The sequence below is a fragment of the Bartonella sp. MM97QHHN genome, assembly GCF_042194285.1.
Taxonomy (GTDB): Bacteria; Pseudomonadota; Alphaproteobacteria; order Rhizobiales; family Rhizobiaceae; genus Bartonella.
In genome coordinates, this window is sequence record NZ_JBHIMS010000104.1 from 63,204 (window position 1) to 86,032 (window position 22,829).

The window sequence follows — 22,829 nt, forward strand, 5'->3', positions numbered from 1 at the left end:
TATTATGCGATAATATGATAAAGAAAACCCTACTTTAAAACATCATCATATAAAATAAAATTTGGTCTTTAAGGTATATACCTTAAAGACCAAAAATTAAGAAAAATTACTGTACTATTTTACAACGCTTCATACGTGCAAGATCACTTAAAACAGCATTACGATTATTTAAAGCCGAAATTTCATTAAAAACAAAGCAGGTACAAATACAACACTTACCGCTGCTAAAGCCACGTTTTTATTTCTTGCTTTAGAACGCTCTGTAATTGTATCATTAATCTGACGTTTATTAGCAAAAAACTCCCGTTGAATATCGGCACAATTCATTGATCCGTCATGTAATGTTGTCGTTGCAATATTTTTTTTCTAAACGCCCCCCACATGCTGTCAAGGAAACCGCTAAAACCACAATACATACACCCCGCTTAAAATTCTTATACATAAAAGCCTCATTTTTGACATAAAAACACTAAATATGTCAAAAATGAAATAAAATAAAGGATAAATTTAAAAGTGTTTTATTTAACTTAAAATATTGCGCATAATAAGCTTACGCATCTGTTTCAAAAGTAAGACCTTGATATGCAGGTTTTACATAGGATGGAACGTAATTTATTACCTTATTGTAATCCAGCGATCTGTCCATATGTGTGAGTATTGCTTGTTTTGGCTTTAAATATTCTATCCACTGTAATGCTTGATCAACAGAAAAATGACTCGGATGGGATTTAAATTGAAGAGCTTCAATGATGAGAACATCTAAATCCATTAATTTGGATAAAGTTTTTTCAGGAAATTTACTAACATCCGTACAATAGGCAACATTCCCAATCCGAAAACCTAAGGAATGAATGTTTCCGTGGTGTTGTAAATGTGTATTGACACTTATTTCTCCGCCCTGCCCCTGAATAATAAATTGGCTATCTTCATTGATAAGATGTTCTTTTAAAATGGGAGAATAAGATGAATCTTTTAGAGTTTGAAAACAATATCCAAAAGCACTTTTGAGATGCTCTAGTGTAAATCTGTCGGCATAGATATCTATTAAACGTTTTTGTGCAAGTGCATAGCTGCGTAAATCATCAATACCGTGGATATGGTCTGCATGAGAATGCGTGTAAAGAGCAGCATCAAGATGGCTTACACGCGCATCGATCATTTGTGAGCGAAAATCTGGACCTGTATCAATAACGATCGTTGTTTTGTCTCCAGAAGGTTTAATACGTTCAACTAATAAAGAACTTCTGTAGCGTTTATTTTTAGGGTTATTCGGATCACATGTTCCCCAATCACCATTAGGTCTTGGCACTCCTGGAGAAGGACCACAACCTAATATTGTAAATCGGTATTGATCACACATATCTTTTGCCTTATTTCATTTTGCTAAATAAACGAAAAGCATTACGCGTTGTTATTTGAGCTATTTCTTCAATGCTTAAGCCAATTGTTTCAGCCAAAACAGCTGCTGTATAACATACAAAAGATGGTTCATTTGTTTTGCCCCGATGGGGATTAGGTGCTAAGAATGGAGCATCTGTTTCCACTAACAAATGCTCATGGGACACAATTTTTGCTATTTCACGGATTTCAAGTGCGTTTTTAAAAGTAAGAATACCCGAAAAAGAAATATAACCACCAAGTTCAATTCCAGCACGAGCAAGTTGCATTCCAGACGAATAACAATGAAGGATAAAGGGAAAAGCTCCTTCTTTTATCTGTTCACGTAATATTTTCTCCATATCGATATCGGCATTGCGTGAATGTATAACAAGAGGAATCTGTGTTTCTCGAGAAGCAATGATATGTTCTTGAAAAACTTTCTTTTGCTCTTCTGGTGTAGAGTAATCATAATGATAATCAAGGCCCCCTTCCCCAAACGCAACAATTTTAGGGTGATTCGAGAGCTGTATAAGCTTTTCCGCTGTAATATTTTGTTCTTCATGCGCGTGATTGGGGTGTGTTCCAACGGAACAAAAGACTTGATCATAGCTTTGCGCAATGGCTAACAGTTTATCTAACTTATGAACATGGGTTGAAATTGTTATCATACGTTTAACGTCAGCATCTAAAGCCCGTTGGATAACATTATCCAAATCTTGTGAAAAGTCTTCAAAATCAAGATGACAATGTGTATCAATCAACATGATGAGTGTCTTCTTTCTTCAAGATATAACGAGGAAAAATTGGTTCTGGTGGTGGAAGATTAAGCCCTTCTTGAATTTTTGAATGACTTATATGATACAATAACCGATCATCTTCAGCAACCGCAAGGCTATCAAGAAGTTTCGCAGCTGATTGGGGGATGAAAGGCAAAAGCATAATTCCTATTCTCCGCAAGATTTCTACAGTTATATAAAGAACTGTAGAAAATCGCTCTCGATCATTTTTACGTAAACTCCAAGGTTGTTCGTTGGCAAAATAACGATTGGCATCTGCTACAATTGAAAAAATAGCTGAAAGTGCTAAATGCATACTATAAGAACACATAGTTTGGTGTACAGTTTCAAGTACTTGAAGAGATTGTTCTAAAAGCTGTTTATCTTGAGCTAAAAATGAAGCTGGTTTCGGGACTTGTGCATTACAATTTTTGGCAATCATAGACAAACAGCGCTGTGCTAAATTACCAAGATCGTTAGCAAGATCAGCATTAATACGGTTCACAAGGCTTTCATGACTATAACTACCATCTTGTCCGAATGGCACTTCACGGAGAAGGAAATAACGGACCTGATCAAGACCATAATGATCAACCATTTCAAAAGGATCAACGACATTTCCAATAGATTTTGACATTTTTGCACCACGATTAAGTAAAAAACCATGTGCAAAAATATTTTTAGGCAATTCAATTCCAGCAGACATTAAAAATGCCGGCCAATAGACTGCATGAAAACGAATAATATCCTTACCAATAATATGCGTATTTGCAGGCCAAAAATCACGTTTTTTTGAATTTTCATTGAAAAAACCTATTGCTGATAGATAATTTGTAAGCGCATCAACCCAGACATACATCACGTGCTTTGGATTCTCAGGAACAGCAATTCCCCAGTTAAAACTTGCGCGTGAAATAGAGATATCTTTTAAACCTGATTTGATAAAACTTATAATTTCATTACGCCGCTCAAATGGAGCAATAAAATCAGGATGTTTTTCATAATATTCAAGAAGAGCCTTTTCATAATGAGAAAGTCTAAAAAAATAACTTTCTTCTTCATTCCATTCAACTGGAGAGCCTAATTCTTTCTCACGACGGATGTTGTCTGCTCCAATTTCCGTATCTTTTTCTTCATAATAGGCTTCTTGGCGAACCGAATACCACCCCGTATAACGACCGAGATAAATATCGCCATTTGCTTCCATCTTTTTCCAAATTTCTTGACAAGCTTGATAATGGCGTTCTTCTGTCGTACGGATAAAATCATCGTTAGAACAATTTAATACTGCAAGCATTTTTTGAAACACCGCACTATTACGATCTGCAAGTTGCTGAGGTGTCATGCCTAATGCAGCTGCTGTTTGTTGCATCTTGAGACCATGCTCATCTGTACCAGAAAGAAAAAATACATTTTTTCCGTTTAACCGTTGAAAGCGGGCTAAAACATCGCTTGCAATGGCACTATAAGCATGTCCAATATGTGGAGCACCATTAGGATAAAAAATGGGAGTTGTTATGTAATATGTGTCACGCATGTCATACTCGTTGTAAAACGCTATAAATAGAAGATATAATGACATAACGCTTGTTCATCGCATTGTCACGGAAAAACTAATTCTCATGAATGATCTTATGAACTTTAAAAAGTAAGTTAATAACAAACTGCTTTTTATCGAGATTAAACAGTTGTATTTCCTCTATTTCTTGATGAATCTCCTGCCATTTTTCCGCATATTTTTTTGAGAGAAATAAGTCTCCCTTTTCAACGAGCATGATAGCTTTTTTTTGAATTTTATTAAGAATTTCATCACAAAATTGTTGAAATTGGAATGTAGAAGAAGTAGATGAAAATGTTTGTGCAAGAGTATGTACAATTGTTGCGTTACAAACAGGTTTCTCTAGGAGAGCATCAATTGTTTTAATAATTTCAAGACCGCCATGGCAAATAAGTAAAGCGGCTTTTCGAGGGCTTCCTTTAGATTTTTTAATAATCATTTCAATTGTTTTTTCATCAGGTAAATCCTGATCGGCGAAAATATGTATAATAACTTTTTTCATTTCATCGTTATTCAACGGACGAAAAGAAATTTTTTGACACCGTGAATGGATTGTTGGAAGCAATTTTCCTGAAGAATGTGCGATAATAACAAATAACGTTTTTGTAGGTGGTTCTTCAAGTATTTTGAGAATTGCATTCGCTGCATTTCTATTCATATCATCTGCAGAATCAATAATAACAATACGCCATCCATTATCTTGTGATGTTCGGCTTAAAAAATGCATAATATCACGGATATCATCAACGAGTATTCCTGTTTTAAACTTTTGCGTTTTCACATCAAATCGACGTGAAATATACAAAAGACCAGGGTGACTTCCTTGTGTAATTTGGCGCCATGGGGTAGAATAAGGATCGGGTTTCAAGAAAGCACTCTGTTGAAAACTTAAAATGTTCCAAGCAAGATGAAAGGCTAATGTAGCCTTTCCAATCCCATATTCTCCTTCAAATAATAATGCATGATGCAAACGCTCTTCTTTAAGCATTTGTGTCAAAAAATGACGCACATCCTCATGACCAAAGATAACATTGTTCTGGGATGGTGATAAAATTGTATCAATATCATCATATTGGCGTAAGGTATTTAAATTACTCATGAAAGCTGATCCAACAATACCTGATGACAAATATTTTTTATTTGATGAGCAATAGCTTCTACTGAGCCAGTGGCATCAATGACTCGAAATCTATGGGGTTCTTGTTTGGCCAATTGAAGAAAAGCCTGACGCCTTTGTTCTTGAATTTCCAACTGATCTTTTTCAAAATAATCAATTTCTTCTGTTTTTTTTCTTCGCAAATTTGCACGCTTCATACCACACATTGCTGGCATATCTAATAAAAATGTTAAATGAGGCAAAATACCATTGAGCGCAATACACTCTAAAACAGAAAGAAAAGAAGAACTGACTCTATTATTGAGTCCTTGATAAACGCGTGTAGAATCAATAAAGCGGTCACATAAAACGATTTTACCTTTTTGCAAAGAAGGTGCGATAACCTCAGTAACATGGTCGACACGTGCAGCTGTAAACAAAACAGCTTCAATCAACGGTCCATACTGTCGCGCCTGCCCCGACAACAAAATATGCCGGATTGCTTCTGCTCCTGGCGTTCCTCCTGGTTCTCGTGTTGTGACAACATCATAACCTTGGTGAGAGAGAGACTCAGCAAGTAAAGAAATCTGCACCGTTTTCCCTACCCCGTCCCCTCCTTCGAATGTAATAAAATAACCTGACACGTATGATCTTAACCTTATTAGCGCGTAACTATAAATATTTCCGTAACCATCCAATTGTTATTTCATAGAATGCACTTTTTACTTTTGCAAAGAAACTTCCTTCCCAAACATTCATTCCGGCAAAAACTGGTTTTTCCAGAAGAACCTTTTTATCTTCTAAAATTTGAATAACGCCAACTGATTGCCCAGAAACGATGGGAGCTTTCAATGGACCATGATATTTAATTTTTGCTTTAACATTTACTTTTTTTTCATTCGAAAGCATAAAACTTATTGGTGTTTTAACAATGAGTGGAACAAAATTTTTCTTACCACCATAAACAGCAGCACGACCAACTATTTCTCCTTTTCTGAAAATCGTTTTGAGATCAAAAGCCGTCATTCCCCATTGAAGAATGCGTTCTATTTCTTTTGTATATTTTTTACCATCTTGCAAACCATTGATTGCTAAAAAAAGACGTCGATGATTTTTAGAAATAGTGGCAACCATTGAAAAACCTTCTTTTTCACTGTAACCAAAACCAAATCCTTCTACACCAATTTCCTTAGAAATAAGAGGGTTTTTGTTACGTTGAAAAATATTATTCCATGTAAAATGAGACTCACAATAAAGTGCATAATAATCCGGATATTCCTGAACAATATGACGTGCTAATATAATCATATCACGCACAGTTACAAATTGTCCCTCTTCGGGTAGCCCTGTTGCATTAACAAAATGACTCTGAGATAATCCAATCATTTTTGCGCGCTGATTCATCAGTTTTACAAAATGATCTTCATGTCCTGATATTCCTTCAGCAAGAATAATAGCAGCATCATTTCCATTGACAATAATTAAACCACGCAACAGATCAGAAACACTGATTTCTGTTTTTATCTTTGCAAACATAGTGGTTGTACCAGAAGGTGCTCCACCCTTGCGCCAAGCATTTTCACTGACCTTAAATTTCTGCGTACTTTTTAATAATCCTTTTTTTAATTGATGAAATACAACTTCTGCTGTCATCAATTTTACTAATGAAGCAGGAAAAAAAGGAATAGCACTTTGTTTTTCATAGAGTACTGTCTCTGTATCATCATCGAGTAATAACAATTGGTATGCGGGAGTTTGAAAATCTTGTGCTCTCCCCCACGTATCAAATGCCAATACTCCCCATAATATCAATAAGATCCTTAATGCTGTATACATAGCTGCTCCTCCCATCCCAAAGATCAACATAAAGAATCTTATATAGGAAAAAACTTTTTGATTTCTGAAAATTGAGGAATTATTTACAACTCATAAAAAGATTTTATTTTCATTTAGCTTTAGAAAAAATAATATGACACGTTTTTTATCTTCTATATAGGTTCAGTTTAACATTTTAAATGTATGAGAGACAAAAGATTTTTTCATATTTTTATTGATAGTATTTTGATTTGTTATGATAAATTATCATTTTAAAATTGAAGCTAACTCAAAGATACTGTAAGATTCTCTCATCCCCTCTTCTCATATTTAATTCATTAAAAATCGCTTACTTACGGGTCATAAGTAGGGTTCGTATATGGATAAAAATTATTAAAAAAGAGAGTAAAAATACTTCTTATCAACCTCTCAAGTGTTAAGAATTATCGCACAAAACATTGGGGACTTGCAAAGTGTATGATGGTGTCGATTTATATCTTCATAAGTGTAAAGATGCTGATATCTAAAGGCGTTAACAGTTATACCATTCACAGGCGCTGTCGTAAAATAGGCTTGTAGCGTGTTAAAGTATGTCTCTTTTAAATAAGTCCATGAATTGGCAATGTAAGTGTATTTTGTTTGAGACGCTCTGTTTTTCGTGAGGGAACTTACTCCATTAAAGAACATGATAAACAAAAGCATGAGATAATGCATAATCTTTTCATAAGATATTACCGTAGATACTTTAGAAAGATACAAGGACGAATCAAAAGAAAATATTTTTTTACTTGTTAAGCTTTTTATTCCTCTCAAATCGATTGTACAAGTTGTTTTAGAGATTACAAAAACAGACTTATACAATAATCTACCTTCGTCCAGCAAAAGCTATTACAGCAAGAAAAGTACACGCTTTATTAAGCAAGCAATATCATAAAACGACGAATAGGCCAGCAATGGAGTGGAAAGTCCGTACTAAACTTATAATGATAGAACCCAACCACGCTTTTTGAAAAGGACAACGCGCTTTAAGATAAAAATCCTACACTAAATCCGTAATTTCTTACCTTTTTTACTAAAAAATTATATAGATAAAAAATCAATGCATTTTTTCTTAAAATAGTTGTAGCCAATTAACCTTTGTTTTTTTGTTTAGCTTATTTATAGAAGCAACTTGATCGAATGGTATCGGCTTATCAACCATGATAGGACCAATTTCTGGCAATTTAACTGCAACAGTTTTATTACGTTGTTCTTGTTCAACAGCAGCTGCTTTAGCTAATTCTTTTTTGTTCCCTGTATTGCGCTGCTCTTTTAACAAAACAGTTTCTCTTTTTTTCGCAACATTTTCCGACGCTAATGAATATGGGGCAGCATTTCCAGGAGTATAAGAGGACATTAAATATGCAGCATCATAATAGCCAACAGGTGCTTCAGCAATATATTCTACTTTAACATCTGCGACCCCCCTATCTACATACCCCAGTATTGTCGCAGCTTGCCTTGATAAATCAATGATTCTGTCTTTCATAAAAGGTCCGCGATCATTCACTCTAACAACGATTGAAGATCCATTTTTTAAATTAGTAACACGAGCATAGCTAGGTAAAGGCATTGTAGGATGAGCAGCAGTCAAAAGATTCATGTCATAAATTTCACCATTGGCAGTTAAACGTCCATGAAAATCTGAACCATACCAAGATGCTTCGCCAACACGTTTATAAGTTGGATCACTTTGAGGATAATACCACTTTCCTTTTATTTGATAAGGTTTACCAACAATCACTCGTCCACGCTTTTTTTCTTCTGATTGATTCTTCTTATTGGATACTTGTTGAGGTAGTACAGAAGTGTTTACGTTAATTGGTTTATTATGATAGGAATCTTTTATTGAAAAATTCATAGTTTGGCTTGCGCAACAAGATACCAGTGACTGAGAAATGACAATCATAGAAAACAATTGAAGTGTTGGTTTAATCATAAAAGTAATTTTCTTTTTTCTATTTGAAGGCATCTATTCAGTCCACTTATTTCTGTTAAGTACTACTGTAAAAACCACGTCACGCTTTTGTACGCAACGGAAGAATTTACGTTTTTAAATGATTCCCCTCGCGTATATACCACTCTTGAATTGGCCCCTTTTACCAAGGAATTAACGTATTGTTAATCTTTTTATGGTTTTCATACGAAATAAATGTAGTCTAGTAGATATTAAAAAGATTAAAAGTTAAACAAATCAACATCTTATAGAAAATTCATTTCATAATATAAGTGTGAATAAGTGGTGATTTTAGCAACTGTTTTGCGAATCATGTAATGCAGTGGATATTAAAAAAAACACCTATGGATTGAGAAAATTAGAAACCACATGTGCTGCCAACGCAGGTACAACCCTATCCATAAGCTTAAAGCTCTTTTTTGTTGGAAAGGAGACAGCATAACATCGCTCTATTCCAAAACAGCTGATAAAAATAGAATCAATAAAAACTTCAAAAAGAATCAAAAAAAGATTCTTAAATTTTTTATAGCCTATTGATATTACTTAAATTTGGTGAGCGCGCAGGGATTCGAACCCTGGACCTACTGATTAAAAGTCAGTTGCTCTACCAGCTGAGCTACGCGCTCTCACACAAGCTATCTAGTTTGCATACTATCTAGTTTGCAGAAAGTGAAGGGAACATACGGTTGACTTTCCATTTGGTCAACACCTTTTGAAAAAAAATATTATTATTTTCTTCAGTTATCAATAATTTTCCGTTTTCGCCCCTTTACTTCATCATTGTATAAGTACTCTTTAATCTTCTTTTTGAAGTTTCAATAAAGGAAAAATTTCACTGCAAAATATTGCATAGATTCAAAGCGTTAAAATTATGAGAAATACCCCCTTCCCCTCACATGGGTTGTTGAGCATAATGGGTAGAGAAGAAAAAATACCTTTTATTATAATATTATTTTTATATCTTAGTGTTCAATTTTCAAATATGAATACAGCTTTATAAGATAATATATTGATTTATAATAATTTATCATTTTTCACTTGAGTGAAAAGTCTCAAATAATGTAAGTTTTTCTCATTTCAAATCTTTTTTATATTGAAACAATAAAAAGCATTTTCTTGACCGATATAAGTGAGAGAATAAAACTATAAAAAAGAAATGAAAATACCTTTTATGCCTCCTTTTAATAACCAAAAATTATCGCAACATTAGGGGTCATGAAAATAGTATATAGCGGTTGACACGTTAGACTTGAAAATGGAACAATGAGCAACAATAGCTTTGAGAGTATGATTTTTGTTCATGTATAATGAATAATAACGAAAGCCAATTTATCCTATAGAATAAAGTAGATATGAAGCAAAATTTAGTCTCATTGAAAATATCCCGAATGACTATAAATTATGCTCACTATTAGAGCTGTAGATAATTTTACTAAGAATAAAAAAGCAGAAATAATATGCAGTATGCAAAATGATTTTAAGTGTTCTGAATATATAGAATGCCTTCTAGTTAACTTTTTTATATTAAAATTTACAAAATACGTAGATATATTTTTAGAAGAAAAGGATAATACTAGTCACAAAATTTAGTATTGGATAATTCAGTCAGAACTATAAAGTATATTTATACATTATTTAATATTAATGTATATATACAGTATATAAATAACAATTTAAATATATCTATAAATAAAAATATTAATTTATTAAATTGATAAGATCAAAAACAAAGAAAATAATTTTGATTTGGCGATAAAAATTGTAAAAGTGCTATATATAAATGTATTTTTACTTTACTAATTTTTATTATTTTGATTGGAATATTGAATGTTAACATGTAAACAATATGAGCTACTCTTGTTTATTCATAACCATATAAAAGAAACTGGTGTTCCTCCTTCTTTTGAAGAAATGAAAAATGCATTAGAACTTTCTTCAAAGTCTGGTATTCATAAGCTCATTATAGCCTTAGAACAACGAGGTTTTATACGTCGCTTGCCCAATCGTGCTCGTGCTGTGGAGGTGATTCGACTCCCTGAAAAAATAACATTTAACCTTTCTTTAGCACGTAAAATTTCTCCCAGTATGATAGAAAGAAAGAAAAGAGAAATATCAAAAAGTTTGAGTCCCTTTGATGAAGAAGAAAAAAAAAATATCACCATTCCTATTATGGGACGTATTTCTGCAAGCGTACCCGCCTCTGCTATACTGCAACAAATAAACAGCCTTTCTCTTCCACTCGATATGGTTAATACAGGTGAGCACTACGCATTAGAAGTTAAAGATGATTCTATGATGGAGGCTGGTATCCTTGATAAAGATACGATCATTGTGAAACGTCAAAATACAGCAATAACAGGTGAAATTATTGTTGCGTTTATTGATAAAAAAGAAGCCACATTAAAACGTTATCGACGCAAAGGAGCTTCTATTGCATTAGAAGCTGCAAATCCTCATTATGAAGTACGGACATACGAATCCGAGCGTGTAGAAATACAAGGCAAACTTACCGGTCTTATTCGAAAATATTAAAAAATAAACCTTATAGTACGCGATAGATATCGCAGTAAGAAACTGTTGAGCATTTTTTTATTGTGCCACACGCAATTGACTTCTTCTCCACAGCCAAAGGATGCCCCCAATTAGGTTTATAAACAATCCAGATCCTTATCGAGCGGGTTTCACTTTCCCCTTCCCCTCCATGTCCTTCTCTTACGCAAGGCTTGACAAGTAAGTTTTAAAATATTCACCACGTACTTTGAAAAGAACTTAAATGCTTTGAAGGAAGCAGCCTTATATCATCATCCTCAATGACGGAATTTTACGATATAATAAGACAAAATTGTATGCATGCATAAAAACATATAAAATTTTGTAGAAAAAAATCAAATAACTTTGTAACAGATTGTATTGCATAGGTATAAAAATAAAGAACATTATTTTTAAGTTAATAAAAGCGTAACTCAATCATTCATAGTAATTGTAGGATCATTATGGTAGCACCTCGTATTAGTTTTGTCTCCCTCGGATGCCCAAAAGCACTCGTAGATTCTGAGCGAATTATTACACGCCTTCGCTCTGAAGGGTATGATATTTCACGTCAACATCAAGGAGCTGATGTCGTTATTGTGAATACCTGTGGTTTTCTTGACTCGGCAAGGAGAGAATCATTAGCCAATATTGATGAAGCTCTTAAAAAAAATGGAAAAGTTATTGTAACAGGGTGTCTTGGTGCTGATCCTGATGCTATTCGCCAAACATATCCTAATGTATTGGCTATTACAAAACCGCAAGCTTATGAAAGCGTTATAGAAGCTGTTCATATAGCAATTCCTCCTGTTCATGATCCTTTTCTTGATTTAGTTCCTCCCCAAGGTATTCGTTTAACACCTCGCCATTACGCCTACTTAAAGATTTCTGAAGGATGCTCTAATCGGTGTAGTTTTTGTATCATCCCTACTTTGCGTGGTGATCTCACTTCACGTCCCATCAGCGATGTTCTTCGTGAAGCTGAAAAACTCGTGCAAGCGGGTGTAAAAGAACTTTTGGTTATTTCACAAGATACGAGTGCTTATGGTATTGATCTTAAATATCTCGAAAATTCTTGGAAAGATCGTACAATCAAAACGAAATTCTTTGATCTTTGTCGTGAACTAGGCGATATGGGTATTTGGATACGTATGCATTACGTTTATCCTTATCCCCATGTTGATGAAGTTATCGAACTTATGGCTGCAAAAAAAATTCTTCCTTATCTGGATATACCTTTTCAGCATGCATCACCGACTGTTTTGCATCACATGAAGCGTCCCGCACTTATGGAAAAAACAAATCGTAGAATTGAAAAATGGCGGAAAATATGTCCAGATCTTACTTTGCGATCAACATTTATCGTTGGTTTTCCTGGTGAAACGAATGAAGATTTTAATATACTTCTAGAATGGCTAGAAGAAGCAAAAATTGAACGCGCGGGGTGCTTTAAATATGAAGAAGTAAAAGGAGTTGCCGCAAATGATTTGGGATTAGAAAATATTCCTGAAGAGGTGAAAGAAAACCGCTGGCATCGTTTTATGGCAAGACAACAACAAATTTCTACACATCTTTTAAAGAAAAAAATTGGAAAAAGACTCCGAGTGCTTATCGATGAAAGTCAAGGAAAAGTTGCCAAAGGACGTAGTCAGTACGATGCTCCAGAAATAGATGGTGTTGTCCATATATCATCACGACGCCCACTGCGTGTTGGTGAATTTGTCACCGTTAAAATCGAACAATCGGATGCCTATGACCTTTATGGTATAGCAGTTTAAAAATTTAACTCCTTCCCTGTCCTCAATGATGAAGATTTCTATTAGCATCGGTTTATAAAAAGATCAGCTACTCACAATCGAACTTGATCACTTATATAGCTCACTTCATGAGAATTTACGAGCAATCCTTGCTCTGAATGTTTGCTATACACTCCCAAAATACAAAGCAGTTATATATTCTCTTAATTTAATGCCTTAAATGAGCTTTAAATGGCGGTGACAGCGGCGCAAAAGAATAAAATCCACAAGGTTCACCATTTTTAATTAACAAAAGAGCAAATCGACAACCGTACTATTTTCCCATTTTTCATATTACGACAGTCATTGGTTAGTGAAAGGAAACTTTTTTCAAGAGTGTTTTATGCACACAAGAATTTCCTTTGTGATATGCAGGCAGATGTTTTTTATAGATGCAATATAAGAGAATTTGAAACAAAACAATCTGACGGTATTTAAATTAAAAAACAATAAATTATCATTATAAATAAGTATCTTATCGTAAATTCTTTGAACTTATTTTTTTAATATCTAATTTTTATTAACACGTTTTAAAATCAAAGAATTTCTTATCAAGCAAATGACTTGGGCGTACATTTGTTAAAGCGCGAATCATCGTATCTTTACGTCCTGGCATTTGTCTTTCTATATTTTTCAGCATTTCTTTCATTGCATTACGTTGTAATCCATCTTGACTACCGCAAAGATTACAAGGAATAATTGGAAATTGCATTTCTTGAGAAAATTTTTCCATATCTTCCTCAGCAGCATAAACAAGAGGACGTAACACAAAAAGATCTCCTTCATCATTTTTAAGTTTTCCAGGCATAGCAGCTAATCGACCACCATGAAACAAATTCATAAAAAATGTTTCTAAAACATCATCACGATGATGACCTAAAACTAATGCAGAACATCCCTCTTCACGTGCAATACGATAGAGATTACCACGTCGTAATCGAGAACAAAGTGAACAATATGTCTGCGACTCTGCCAATTTATCTGTAACAATGGAATAAGTATCCTGATATTCAATACGATATGGAATTTTATAAGAACTTAAAAAATCTGGAAGAATATGCTTAGGAAATCCTGGTTGCCCTTGATCAAGATTACAGGCAAGAATTTCAACGGATAAAAGACCTCGCCACTTTAAGTCTAAAAGAAGCGCTAATAAACCATAAGAGTCTTTTCCACCCGATAAAGCAACAAGCCATTTTTTCCCTGTAGAGAGCATAGAAAAATCATCCAAAGCTTGTCGCATATGACGTAAAAGTCGTTTGCGCAATTTATTAAATTCTACGCTTGAAGGAGCAACACGAAACATTGGATGACAATTATCTGCTTCGCTTATTAAAGGATCATCTCTCCCTTTGTTTTCTTCTATTGCCTGATATTCAACTGAAACATCATTCATAATACCATATCCTGAACAATAAACGGCTCGTTTTGCAAAGATAAAAACAAATATTAAAGCAAGCTTACATTTATGTTTTTTGAATTTATAAATTAGATACATAAAAAAGAAATGGAACTATACAAATTTATGACTATAAAAACATAGCAATAAACTTAATATAGAACCATTTACAAAAAGAACTTATTAACTTCAAATATTGTAAGAATAACACAATATTTTGAAGTTATCATAATAGAAGAGAGAAATAATTTCTCTTACAGAAAAATTATCGAGAATAAAATTCAACAACCAAATTAGGTTCCATTTGCACAGCATAAGGAACATCTGCAAAAGCAGGAATACGTGTAAAGGTTGCTTTCATCTGTTTATGATCTGCTTCAATATAATCAGGGACATCACGTTCTGCCAATTGCACTGATTCTAACACTAAAACAAGTTGTTTCGATTTTTCCCGAACCTCAATAACATCACCTGGTTTACAACGATAAGATTGAATGTTTGTGCGCCGCCCATTGACATTAACATGACCGTGATTGATAAATTGGCGAGAAGCAAAAATCGTAGGTACGAATTTTGCACGATAAACAACAGCATCCAAACGTGATTCTAACAGACCGATAAGATTTTCGCCAGTATCGCCCCGTCGACGAGCTGCCTCTTCATAGGTTTTATGAAATTGTTTTTCTGAAATATCTCCATAAAACCCTTTCAATTTCTGTTTAGCGCGCAACTGAACCCCATAGTCAGAAAGTTTTCCTTTACGACGCTGTCCATGCTGACCTGGACCATAATCACGACGATTGACAGGAGATTTTGGACGCCCCCAAATATTTTCTCCCATACGACGGTCAATTTTATACTTTGTTGTTTCGCGTTTACTCATCGCATTTCCTTATAAAATAAAACACGAGATCTTAAGACCCCAAGGAAACGCGCCCTCCTCTGCCTTTAAATACTAAAGACTGACAGAATACCTTAACATATCAATATGCAAAGTTATCCACGGGACACGTCAATTAATGCTATTTTCTTGAAAAAATAGCTAGATCATCATTATTGGTCTCGTAACCCAAAGTCAACTCCTTTCATGAGTTTTAAGCCAAATCCTTTAAACAAATTCTCCATTAAAGAAGTGATATTTTTCGATGTCAACAACGCAAAATCTTGATATTTCTTTATATATTGATGGTGTATCTTTCCCGACAATGGTAATAAAGATCTGATATGTTTGGCGATCGCTTTCGCCGGATCAATCCACTCAACGGACCATAAAGCATGTTCACGAAAGAAATTAATCAAAAAAGGATAATGTGTGCAGGCTAAAACAATAACATCCGTATATTGTCCATTTTTTTCCACAAAACATGGCAGGATTTCTTTTCTTAACTCTTCTGAATCGATAGATTTTCCCCGTAAATAATCTTCAGCAAGTCCAGCCAGCTTTTTACTTCCCACAAGCTGAACATGACACTGTCTAGCAAAAGAGTTAATTAATTCATTTGTATAAGCACGTTTAACTGTTCCAGGAGTCGCTAATACGGAAATAAAACCAGATTTTGTTTGTTCAGCAGCTGATTTAATTGCAGGAACCGTTCCTACAAAAGGGATATGAGGAAAATTCTGTCGTAAATCTGCTATCATCAGTGTAGAAACAGTGTTGCAAGCAATCACACATAAAGCTGGATTGTAACGTGTTAAAAGATTTGTAAAAATCTTCAAAATACGCTCTTTCAAAATATTTTCTTTCCAATTTCCATAAGGAAATCCTGCATCATCAGCAACATAGATAAATTGCATGTCAGGGATAAGAACACGCGCTTCCCTGAACACTGTTAAACCACCAATACCGCTATCAAAAAAAAGAACAGGTCGTTCATCCATTAGTTTTCACACTTATTTTTAATTTTTTTACGATCACGCTCTTCCGGTGCTCTACTCCCCCGTGGATATTGTGGCGAAAAATGATCCAAAGAAGATATAATGCCTCGCAATAAACGAACCTCAGGTTCACTAAAGTTAGCGCGCGTAAAAACAGAGCGCAAATTTGCAAGCATTACTTCTTTACGTTCTGGTGGTCTAAAATACCCACGGATATTCAAAGCCTCTTCTAACTGAGATAAAAAACCATGGAATATTGTTTTATTTGCAGGTTCCATCTCTGCTGCACGAAATGCCGTATCGCTGACATTCTCTAAACCAGTTTTCATCCATTCGTAAGACATTAAAAGAACCGCTTGCGCAATATTAAGTGACGCAAAAGCAGGATTAACTGGAAAAGTAATAATTTCATCAACAAGGCTGATTTCATCATTTTCTAGTCCCCATCTCTCTCTTCCAAAGACAATCCCGGTCTTATGTCCGATACTTTCACGCTGACGTAATACGCTTGCTGCTTCGACAGCACTTTTTACAGTTTTAAATCCACATCTTTCACGTGCTGTTGTGGCAAAAACATAGTGTAAATCTGCAATTGAATCACGCAATGTGTTAAAAATTACAGCATTGTTAATGACATGATCAGCTTTACTTGCAGCAGCTCTAGCTTTTTCATTTGGAAACATTTCTCGAGGTTTGACTAATCGAAGCTTAGAAAGCCCAAAATTTGCCATTGCCCTTGCGACCATACCAATGTTTTCAGGAAGCTGCGGTTCAACTAAAATAATAATGGGACCATTTGTTAAATTTTCACGATTCCTATTCGTTCCTGCCATCAATTTTACCTAGTTTCACTTAAACTATCTCCCTCTCCACTGTTTTTACGAAACCTTTTTCACAATACTCTAATGCTGTTTAATAATAAATTATAGATAATCTATCTTTTCATTCAAAGATAATAGTTTCTAAACCTAATAATAAATTTTAAAAGCCATTAAAGTGAACGATGGAATTTATAACAATTTATATAAGATATCGTAGCGTTTTTTACATCAATTTTATCTTTTTTTAATAGGGAACAGCCCCTGTAAATCATAATCTCAGTTGAATTATGAAATCATAAATCCTAAAAAAGGGATATGCACTTTATTCCCAAACTTTTTCCTACAAAGCTTATCCGTCGTTATAAACGTTTTCTTGCGGATGTTCAACAAGATGATCAGCATGTCCTCACCGTGTCTGTACCTAATACAGGATCAATGCTTGAATTAACAGCTTTCAACACCAATATTTGGCTTTCTTATCATAACAACATCAAACGAAAATATGCCTATCAATTAGAAATTATTGAAGCCGATAATACTTTGGTTGGCATTAATACTTCTTTACCCAATAAACTTGCGTTAGAAGCAATTCAAAACGGATTACTACCAGAATTAAGTGGATATAAAACAATTTTAAAAGAACAACGCTATGGGACACAATCACGAATTGACTTTCTTTTACGTGATGACATTCTTCCTGATTGTTACCTAGAAGTCAAAAATGTTCATTTTATTCGTCAGAAAGGATTAGCAGAATTTCCTGATAGCGAAACAAAACGTGGTGCACGTCACCTTGATGAGCTCGTAGGAGTTGTACAACAAGGAAAACGAGCTGCTATGCTTTATATTATTCAACGAGAAGATTGCTCAGCTTTTACAATTTGTCATGATCTTGATCCACTCTATGGACGTAAGTTTGATTTAGCATTAAAATCAGGAGTAGAATGTTATGCTGTAAAGTGTCATGTAAGTGTAGAAGGCATTTTTCCGATTCAGAGAGTAAAAATAGAAAATAGAAGAAACAATGACTGAGTATATCGAATATAATAAAATCCCTTTAAAATTTAATGGAAAAATCCGCATTTTCGATGATTATGCTTTTGCTAAAATGCGTGAAGTTGGTCGTATTGCTGCAGAATGCCTTGATGCGCTTACAGATATTATTAAGCCGGGCGTTACTACGCAAGAAATAGATGATTTTGTATTTATTTTTGGAGCTAAGCGAGGAGCACTTCCTGCTGATCTAAATTATCATGGATACAGCCATTCATGCTGTACATCTATCAATCACGTTGTCTGCCATGGCATTCCCAATAAAAGACCTTTGCAAGAAGGTGATATTGTAAATGTTGATGTAACCTTTATCCTTGATGGTTGGCATGGGGATTCAAGCCGAATGTATCCTGTTGGAAAAATTAGGCGTGCAGCAGAACGCTTGCTAAAAATAACCTATGAAAGTCTTATGCAAGGAATCGCTGTCGTTAAGCCTGGAGCAACGACAGGTGATATTGGGGCAGCCATTCAACAGTATGCTGAATCTGAACGCTGTTCAATTGTGAGAGATTTTTGCGGACATGGTATCGGCCAGCTTTTTCATGATGCTCCCAATATCCTCCATTATGGAACCCCTGGAGAAGGAGTTGAATTAAAACAAGGTATGATGTTTACAATTGAGCCTATGATTAACCTTGGTAAACCACAAGTTAAGATTTTATCTGACGGTTGGACTGCTGTTACCCGTGACCGCTCTCTGACAGCACAATATGAACATACAATTGGTGTTACAAATGAAGGGTATGAAATATTTACACAATCTCCTAAAAATATTTTTTATATTCCAAATTCGCATACCTAACGCAATGTAGAGATGTTATGGCTAAAAAATTAAATCAAAAGGAAGATACTCAAAGTAATCACTTTGCATTAACATCGAGTTCTCCACTCACCCCAGTATCAGAAAGAAAAAGTGAAGAGCCTCAGAAAAACGCACAGCTTCATAAACATTATCAAGGCCATCGTGAACGTCTTCGGAAGCGCTATTTAAAGTCAAAAGGAAATGCAATTGAAGATTATGAATATCTTGAATTATTGCTTTTTCGCACAATACCCCGTGCAAACACAAAACCCATAGCTAAAAATTTGATAGCACGTTTTGGTTCATTAGCTGATGTGTTGGGAGCGGATATTCACCGACTTCAAGAAATTCCAGGATGTGGTCCCGCCACTGCAGTTGATTTAAAAATTATTTCAGATGTTGCTGGACGTCTTGCTCGTGCGCAATTGTTTAAGCGCGATATTTTTTCATCATGGGATAAAGTGTTAGCGTATTGTAAAGCTGTTATGGCTCACGAAACACGTGAACAATTTCGTATTTTGTTTCTTGATAAGAAAAACGGCTTACTTGCTGATGAGGTACAACAAACTGGAACCATTGATCATACCCCTGTTTATCCTCGTGAAGTTATTTCTCGAGCTTTAGAGTTATCCGCATCAGGACTTATCTTAGTCCACAATCACCCTTCTGGCGATTCCACCCCCTCTAATGCAGATATAACAATGACATATAGATTAAAAGATGCAGCAAATGCATTAGGAATTATTATCCATGACCATCTTATTATTGCACGAAATAACCATACGAGTTTTAAAGCGTTAAAACTTATATAAATCTTATGGGATAAAAAAGACTTCATTCAACTATGAATAACGAATCAATTTTCTAAATCAATATCTAATATAGCCATTGAGAAATTATAGGAGAGCTCATCTTCATCTTCATCTCGATAGATAATGCCTAAAAACTCATCTCCCATATAAACCTCACAAGAATCACTCTTTTTAGGCCGTGCTCTGACTTGCAATGCTGAGTTTTGGAATATATTTTTAAAATAATTATCAAGTTTTTTTATTTCATCAGCATTCACTATGCTCTCCTGTTTTTTGAAACGATTAAAATAATTGCGTGTCGTGCAAATAAGACACTCTTATGATTCTGTAACGTCAGTAAAAAAGCATAATCTGAATATTTACTTAATATTACATATATTCACAACGTTCTTTATGCATTCATAAAGAACGTTTACAAAAGGAGTCTATCATTATTAAATATACCCGTATAGATTAAAAAATGGCAAAAAAAACTGTATATTTTTAATAATTTTACTTTATCTCCAATTTTAGCATCTGTATTTAAAACGCATATTCGTAAAAATAAATTGATCAATAATTTATAATTTTGTTTATTTTATAAAAAATACAAATAAAAATATTTTTTTATTTAAAACTACATTTTTTAGCAAAAAATATTTATTACATCATTCGAAAATAATTCTTTTTAATAACCTTTAAATTATAATTATCTAATCTTAGAAGAATTACGTCTCTGGAAAATATACAAAATAAGCTAATAAGAGTTTATTTTTCTTTTCATTTTTTATAAAAACTTATGTCACAACAGAAAGATTTTTTAATAAGCTTTTTTCAATTTATACGAAATAAAAATATTGGGTATTTCTGTAAATTCTAAAAGCTATGAAGAGTTCTTATTTTATAGGATAACGAGAAAGAAAATCGATAACGCCTTTTTTATAAACTTTATCGCCTACAGCAAACATATGATCTCGATCAGGAATTGATAAAGCTTTACCACAAGGCAACAAGGCTGCCAATGGCTCTGCATCACCGCCAATTTCATCTAATGAACCAACGGCAACAAGTGCTGGTTGTTTGATTTTGTAAACTTCAGACACCGTTAACTCCTGTTTTGATGTAATGATACAAGCAGCAAGAGCACGCCTATCGCTTTTCGTTTGATCTGCAAATTTACGGAACATTAAACCGCGCGTATTGGTAATAGTGGAAATATCTTCTGTTAAAAGGGCCTCAGCAACAGGCTCCCAATTTCCTGCTCCCGTCACCATACCAATACCTAAACCACCAAAAATAACACTGTGTACATATGTTGGATGCAAAAGAGCCATGAAAGCACTAATACGAGCCCCCATAGAATATCCCATAACATGGGCTTTAGATAACTCTAAATGCTGCAGTAACTTTACTGCGTCGCCAGCCATAGCTTGAGGTGTATAAAAGACAGGATCATAACTTTTAACTGAATCTCCGTGACCGCGATTATCAAGAGCAATAACACGATATCCTGCTTCAGTGAGAATACGAAACCAACCCGTTGCATACCAATTCACCCGTGCAGAAGATCCAAAACCATGGATCAACAAAATAGGCGCGCCCTGCCCTTCTTCTCGATAAGCAAATCGCAAACCATTATATTCAAAAAAACGAATATCTTCAGCGGTCATTTTTTATTGCACTTTCCACAAAGTACAGGATGAATAACACGTTGTCCTTTTTGTATCTTTTTTTTAGAAACTTCACCAGCGTTAATTTCAAGTGCAAAAGCTGCAGGAACTTCTGATGAAATGGTATTTGTTGAAAGTGGAGAAGTATTTTCAATAATCGATACAATAATTCCCTCAGAGTTTAAGAAAATCATATCTAAAGGTAAAGGCGTATTTGCCATCCACATAAAAATTTTCTGCTCATCTCCCGATCGAGAACTTTTTAGCTGCTTAAAGAGCATTGCACGATCGCGTGGAAAATCAGTTCGATACATTAAACCAGCTGCTGCTTGAGATGGCGTAAAAGCAATCTCTACCTTATAAAAAACCGAACCTTGCTTTGTATGTATTTCTAAAGGAATTGGATGCACAGGAATCTCTATGGGCTCCTTTGCTACAACAACACGCATATCTAACATAAAAAGCATCACCAATAAAACAATATGCCCCTTTTTAAAAGGCTTTAACATTCTTGTCTCCACCACAGAAAAATTTTAAATTTTGTTTCTAAATAAAAGGTACCAGAGTTTAAAAGTCAAAAAAAGAGGATTGCTTCCTTGTTATTTTCTAGTTTCTTTCAACGTAATATGCGAAATTTTCTTCATTTGGTTTATGGATTCACGAGAGCCATATTTTCTTTAAAAATCTACCTCTATAGCAATTTACGGAACAACAATCTTTAAAAATATAGAAAACATACTGATTTCACTCGTGAAATTCAATGCGTAGCTAAAGGAATGCCTATGTCCGGATAAATCTCTGCTGTCATTAAACCTTTTTCTCCTTTACCAAAACGTACAAGAACAACTTGGCCAGAACGAAGCTCTGCTAAACCAAAACGGCGCAATGTTTCCATATGAATAAAAATATCTTCTGTTCCTTGCCCACGGCTAAGAAAACCGTATCCTTTGTCACGATTAAACCATTTAACAATTGCTCGTTCTAGTCCACTTTCTGGAGTAACAACAACATGGGTACGGGCAGGAACTTCTGATGGATGAATTGCTGAAGAACAATCTATGGATTTCACCTGAACACACTTTAACCCTCGTTCAGTTTTTTCCACAGCACAAATGACTTTAGCTCCCTCTAAAGCTGTTTGAAAACCATCCCTTCGCATTACCGTAACATGCAATAATATATCGGGAAAATGAGGTAAATCAGGTACAATAAATCCATACCCCTTACTACCATCAAACCACTTAATGACACCACTGATTTCGATAATCTCCCCACAAGCACCTATACTATCCTCAGATGGGGAACAACCCTTTAATGCATCCTTACTCGTCATAATAACGTGATCCTGTAGCTTATAAATTGTACGATATTGATTCTCTAAGTTTAAGTAAACATTGCTCTTGTATCAACACGCAAGCCCCAAGATAAGATTTCCCCACATTGTCGTATCTTCTATGTTAATGTCAGAG

Annotated in this window: 19 protein-coding genes, 1 tRNA gene and 2 pseudogenes; 5 read left to right on the top strand and 17 right to left on the bottom strand. The window is 34.6% G+C overall.

Going from position 1 to position 22,829, the window contains the following annotated elements:
* Positions 1–106 precede the first annotated feature (106 nt).
* The 9 genes and pseudogenes from ACFIJW_RS08850 to ACFIJW_RS08890 all read right to left on the bottom strand — a co-directional run bounded on the left by ACFIJW_RS08850 (position 107) and on the right by ACFIJW_RS08890 (position 9,247).
* Positions 107–442, bottom strand: a pseudogene (locus ACFIJW_RS08850) (hypothetical protein).
* A 108-nt stretch (positions 443–550) separates the two neighbouring features.
* The gene (locus ACFIJW_RS08855; RefSeq protein ID WP_375634092.1) at positions 551–1,360 is read right to left on the bottom strand and encodes an MBL fold metallo-hydrolase; all 810 of its coding nucleotides are present in this window, start codon (positions 1,358–1,360) and stop codon (positions 551–553) included.
* A 10-nt stretch (positions 1,361–1,370) separates the two neighbouring features.
* On the bottom strand, positions 1,371–2,144 hold the full coding sequence (locus ACFIJW_RS08860) for a TatD family hydrolase (RefSeq protein ID WP_375634094.1): 774 nt from the start codon (positions 2,142–2,144) through the stop codon (positions 1,371–1,373).
* Positions 2,134–3,693: a methionine--tRNA ligase gene (metG, locus tag ACFIJW_RS08865; RefSeq protein ID WP_375634096.1), complete on the bottom strand. Its 1,560-nt coding sequence runs from the start codon at positions 3,691–3,693 to the stop codon at positions 2,134–2,136. Before metG ends, ACFIJW_RS08860 begins: the two co-directional genes overlap by 11 nt.
* A 76-nt stretch (positions 3,694–3,769) precedes the next feature.
* A complete protein-coding gene (locus ACFIJW_RS08870) occupies positions 3,770–4,813 on the bottom strand; it encodes a DNA polymerase III subunit delta' (protein ID WP_375634097.1) in 1,044 nt (347 codons plus the stop codon).
* Entirely contained in the window at positions 4,810–5,454 is a 645-nt protein-coding gene (tmk, locus tag ACFIJW_RS08875) for a dTMP kinase (RefSeq protein WP_375634099.1), read from the bottom strand. The genes ACFIJW_RS08870 and tmk overlap by 4 nt, the downstream gene beginning before the upstream one ends.
* Before the next feature lie 28 nt (positions 5,455–5,482).
* Positions 5,483–6,646: a D-alanyl-D-alanine carboxypeptidase family protein gene (locus tag ACFIJW_RS08880; RefSeq protein ID WP_375634161.1), complete on the bottom strand. Its 1,164-nt coding sequence runs from the start codon at positions 6,644–6,646 to the stop codon at positions 5,483–5,485.
* 1,090 nt (positions 6,647–7,736) lie between these two features.
* Positions 7,737–8,636: a septal ring lytic transglycosylase RlpA family protein gene (locus ACFIJW_RS08885; RefSeq protein WP_375634100.1), complete on the bottom strand. Its 900-nt coding sequence runs from the start codon at positions 8,634–8,636 to the stop codon at positions 7,737–7,739.
* A 535-nt stretch (positions 8,637–9,171) separates the two neighbouring features.
* A tRNA-Lys gene (locus ACFIJW_RS08890) sits at positions 9,172–9,247 on the bottom strand.
* Positions 9,248–10,448: 1,201 nt separating this feature from the next.
* On the opposite strand from ACFIJW_RS08890, the gene lexA reads away from it, so the two are divergent.
* The gene (gene lexA / locus ACFIJW_RS08895; protein ID WP_375634102.1) at positions 10,449–11,153 is read left to right on the top strand and encodes a transcriptional repressor LexA; all 705 of its coding nucleotides are present in this window, start codon (positions 10,449–10,451) and stop codon (positions 11,151–11,153) included.
* Positions 11,154–11,614: 461 nt separating this feature from the next.
* The gene (gene rimO, locus ACFIJW_RS08900; protein WP_375634104.1) at positions 11,615–12,928 is read left to right on the top strand and encodes a 30S ribosomal protein S12 methylthiotransferase RimO; all 1,314 of its coding nucleotides are present in this window, start codon (positions 11,615–11,617) and stop codon (positions 12,926–12,928) included.
* Between the two features lie 538 nt (positions 12,929–13,466).
* On the opposite strand, the gene ttcA is transcribed toward rimO, so the two are convergent.
* The 4 genes and pseudogenes from ttcA to ACFIJW_RS08920 form a co-directional block, all read right to left on the bottom strand.
* Complete coding sequence (gene ttcA, locus ACFIJW_RS08905; protein WP_375634106.1) at positions 13,467–14,342, bottom strand: tRNA 2-thiocytidine(32) synthetase TtcA; 876 nt, start codon at positions 14,340–14,342, stop codon at positions 13,467–13,469.
* 268 nt (positions 14,343–14,610) lie between these two features.
* Positions 14,611–15,228: a 30S ribosomal protein S4 gene (rpsD, locus tag ACFIJW_RS08910; RefSeq protein ID WP_273722651.1), complete on the bottom strand. Its 618-nt coding sequence runs from the start codon at positions 15,226–15,228 to the stop codon at positions 14,611–14,613.
* Positions 15,229–15,398: 170 nt separating this feature from the next.
* Positions 15,399–16,226 (bottom strand): glutamate racemase, encoded by an 828-nt coding sequence (gene murI, locus ACFIJW_RS08915; RefSeq protein WP_375634108.1) that lies wholly within the window; start codon positions 16,224–16,226, stop codon positions 15,399–15,401.
* Positions 16,219–17,056: pseudogene (locus ACFIJW_RS08920) on the bottom strand (RNA methyltransferase). The gene murI and the pseudogene ACFIJW_RS08920 overlap by 8 nt, the downstream one beginning before the upstream one ends.
* A 303-nt stretch (positions 17,057–17,359) precedes the next feature.
* On the opposite strand from ACFIJW_RS08920, the gene sfsA reads away from it, so the two are divergent.
* The 3 genes from sfsA to radC are packed head-to-tail and all read left to right on the top strand — an operon-like array spanning position 17,360 to position 19,711.
* Positions 17,360–18,076: a DNA/RNA nuclease SfsA gene (gene sfsA, locus ACFIJW_RS08925; protein WP_375634110.1), complete on the top strand. Its 717-nt coding sequence runs from the start codon at positions 17,360–17,362 to the stop codon at positions 18,074–18,076.
* The gene (map, locus tag ACFIJW_RS08930; RefSeq protein ID WP_375634112.1) at positions 18,069–18,899 is read left to right on the top strand and encodes a type I methionyl aminopeptidase; all 831 of its coding nucleotides are present in this window, start codon (positions 18,069–18,071) and stop codon (positions 18,897–18,899) included. The genes sfsA and map overlap by 8 nt, the downstream gene beginning before the upstream one ends.
* Before the next feature lie 17 nt (positions 18,900–18,916).
* Positions 18,917–19,711: a DNA repair protein RadC gene (gene radC, locus ACFIJW_RS08935; RefSeq protein ID WP_375613419.1), complete on the top strand. Its 795-nt coding sequence runs from the start codon at positions 18,917–18,919 to the stop codon at positions 19,709–19,711.
* A gap of 44 nt (positions 19,712–19,755) precedes the next feature.
* Here the strand turns inward: radC and ACFIJW_RS08940 are convergent, their stop codons facing one another.
* The 4 genes from ACFIJW_RS08940 to ACFIJW_RS08955 form a co-directional block, all read right to left on the bottom strand.
* The gene (locus tag ACFIJW_RS08940; protein ID WP_375621268.1) at positions 19,756–19,968 is read right to left on the bottom strand and encodes a DUF3126 family protein; all 213 of its coding nucleotides are present in this window, start codon (positions 19,966–19,968) and stop codon (positions 19,756–19,758) included.
* Positions 19,969–20,586: 618 nt separating this feature from the next.
* On the bottom strand, positions 20,587–21,360 hold the full coding sequence (locus tag ACFIJW_RS08945) for an alpha/beta fold hydrolase (RefSeq protein ID WP_375634114.1): 774 nt from the start codon (positions 21,358–21,360) through the stop codon (positions 20,587–20,589).
* Positions 21,357–21,869, bottom strand: a complete 513-nt coding sequence (locus ACFIJW_RS08950) for a DUF192 domain-containing protein (RefSeq protein WP_375634116.1) — start codon at positions 21,867–21,869, stop codon at positions 21,357–21,359. Before ACFIJW_RS08950 ends, ACFIJW_RS08945 begins: the two co-directional genes overlap by 4 nt.
* A 248-nt stretch (positions 21,870–22,117) precedes the next feature.
* On the bottom strand, positions 22,118–22,693 hold the full coding sequence (locus ACFIJW_RS08955) for a cold-shock protein (RefSeq protein ID WP_375634118.1): 576 nt from the start codon (positions 22,691–22,693) through the stop codon (positions 22,118–22,120).
* Positions 22,694–22,829: the final 136 nt, after the last annotated feature.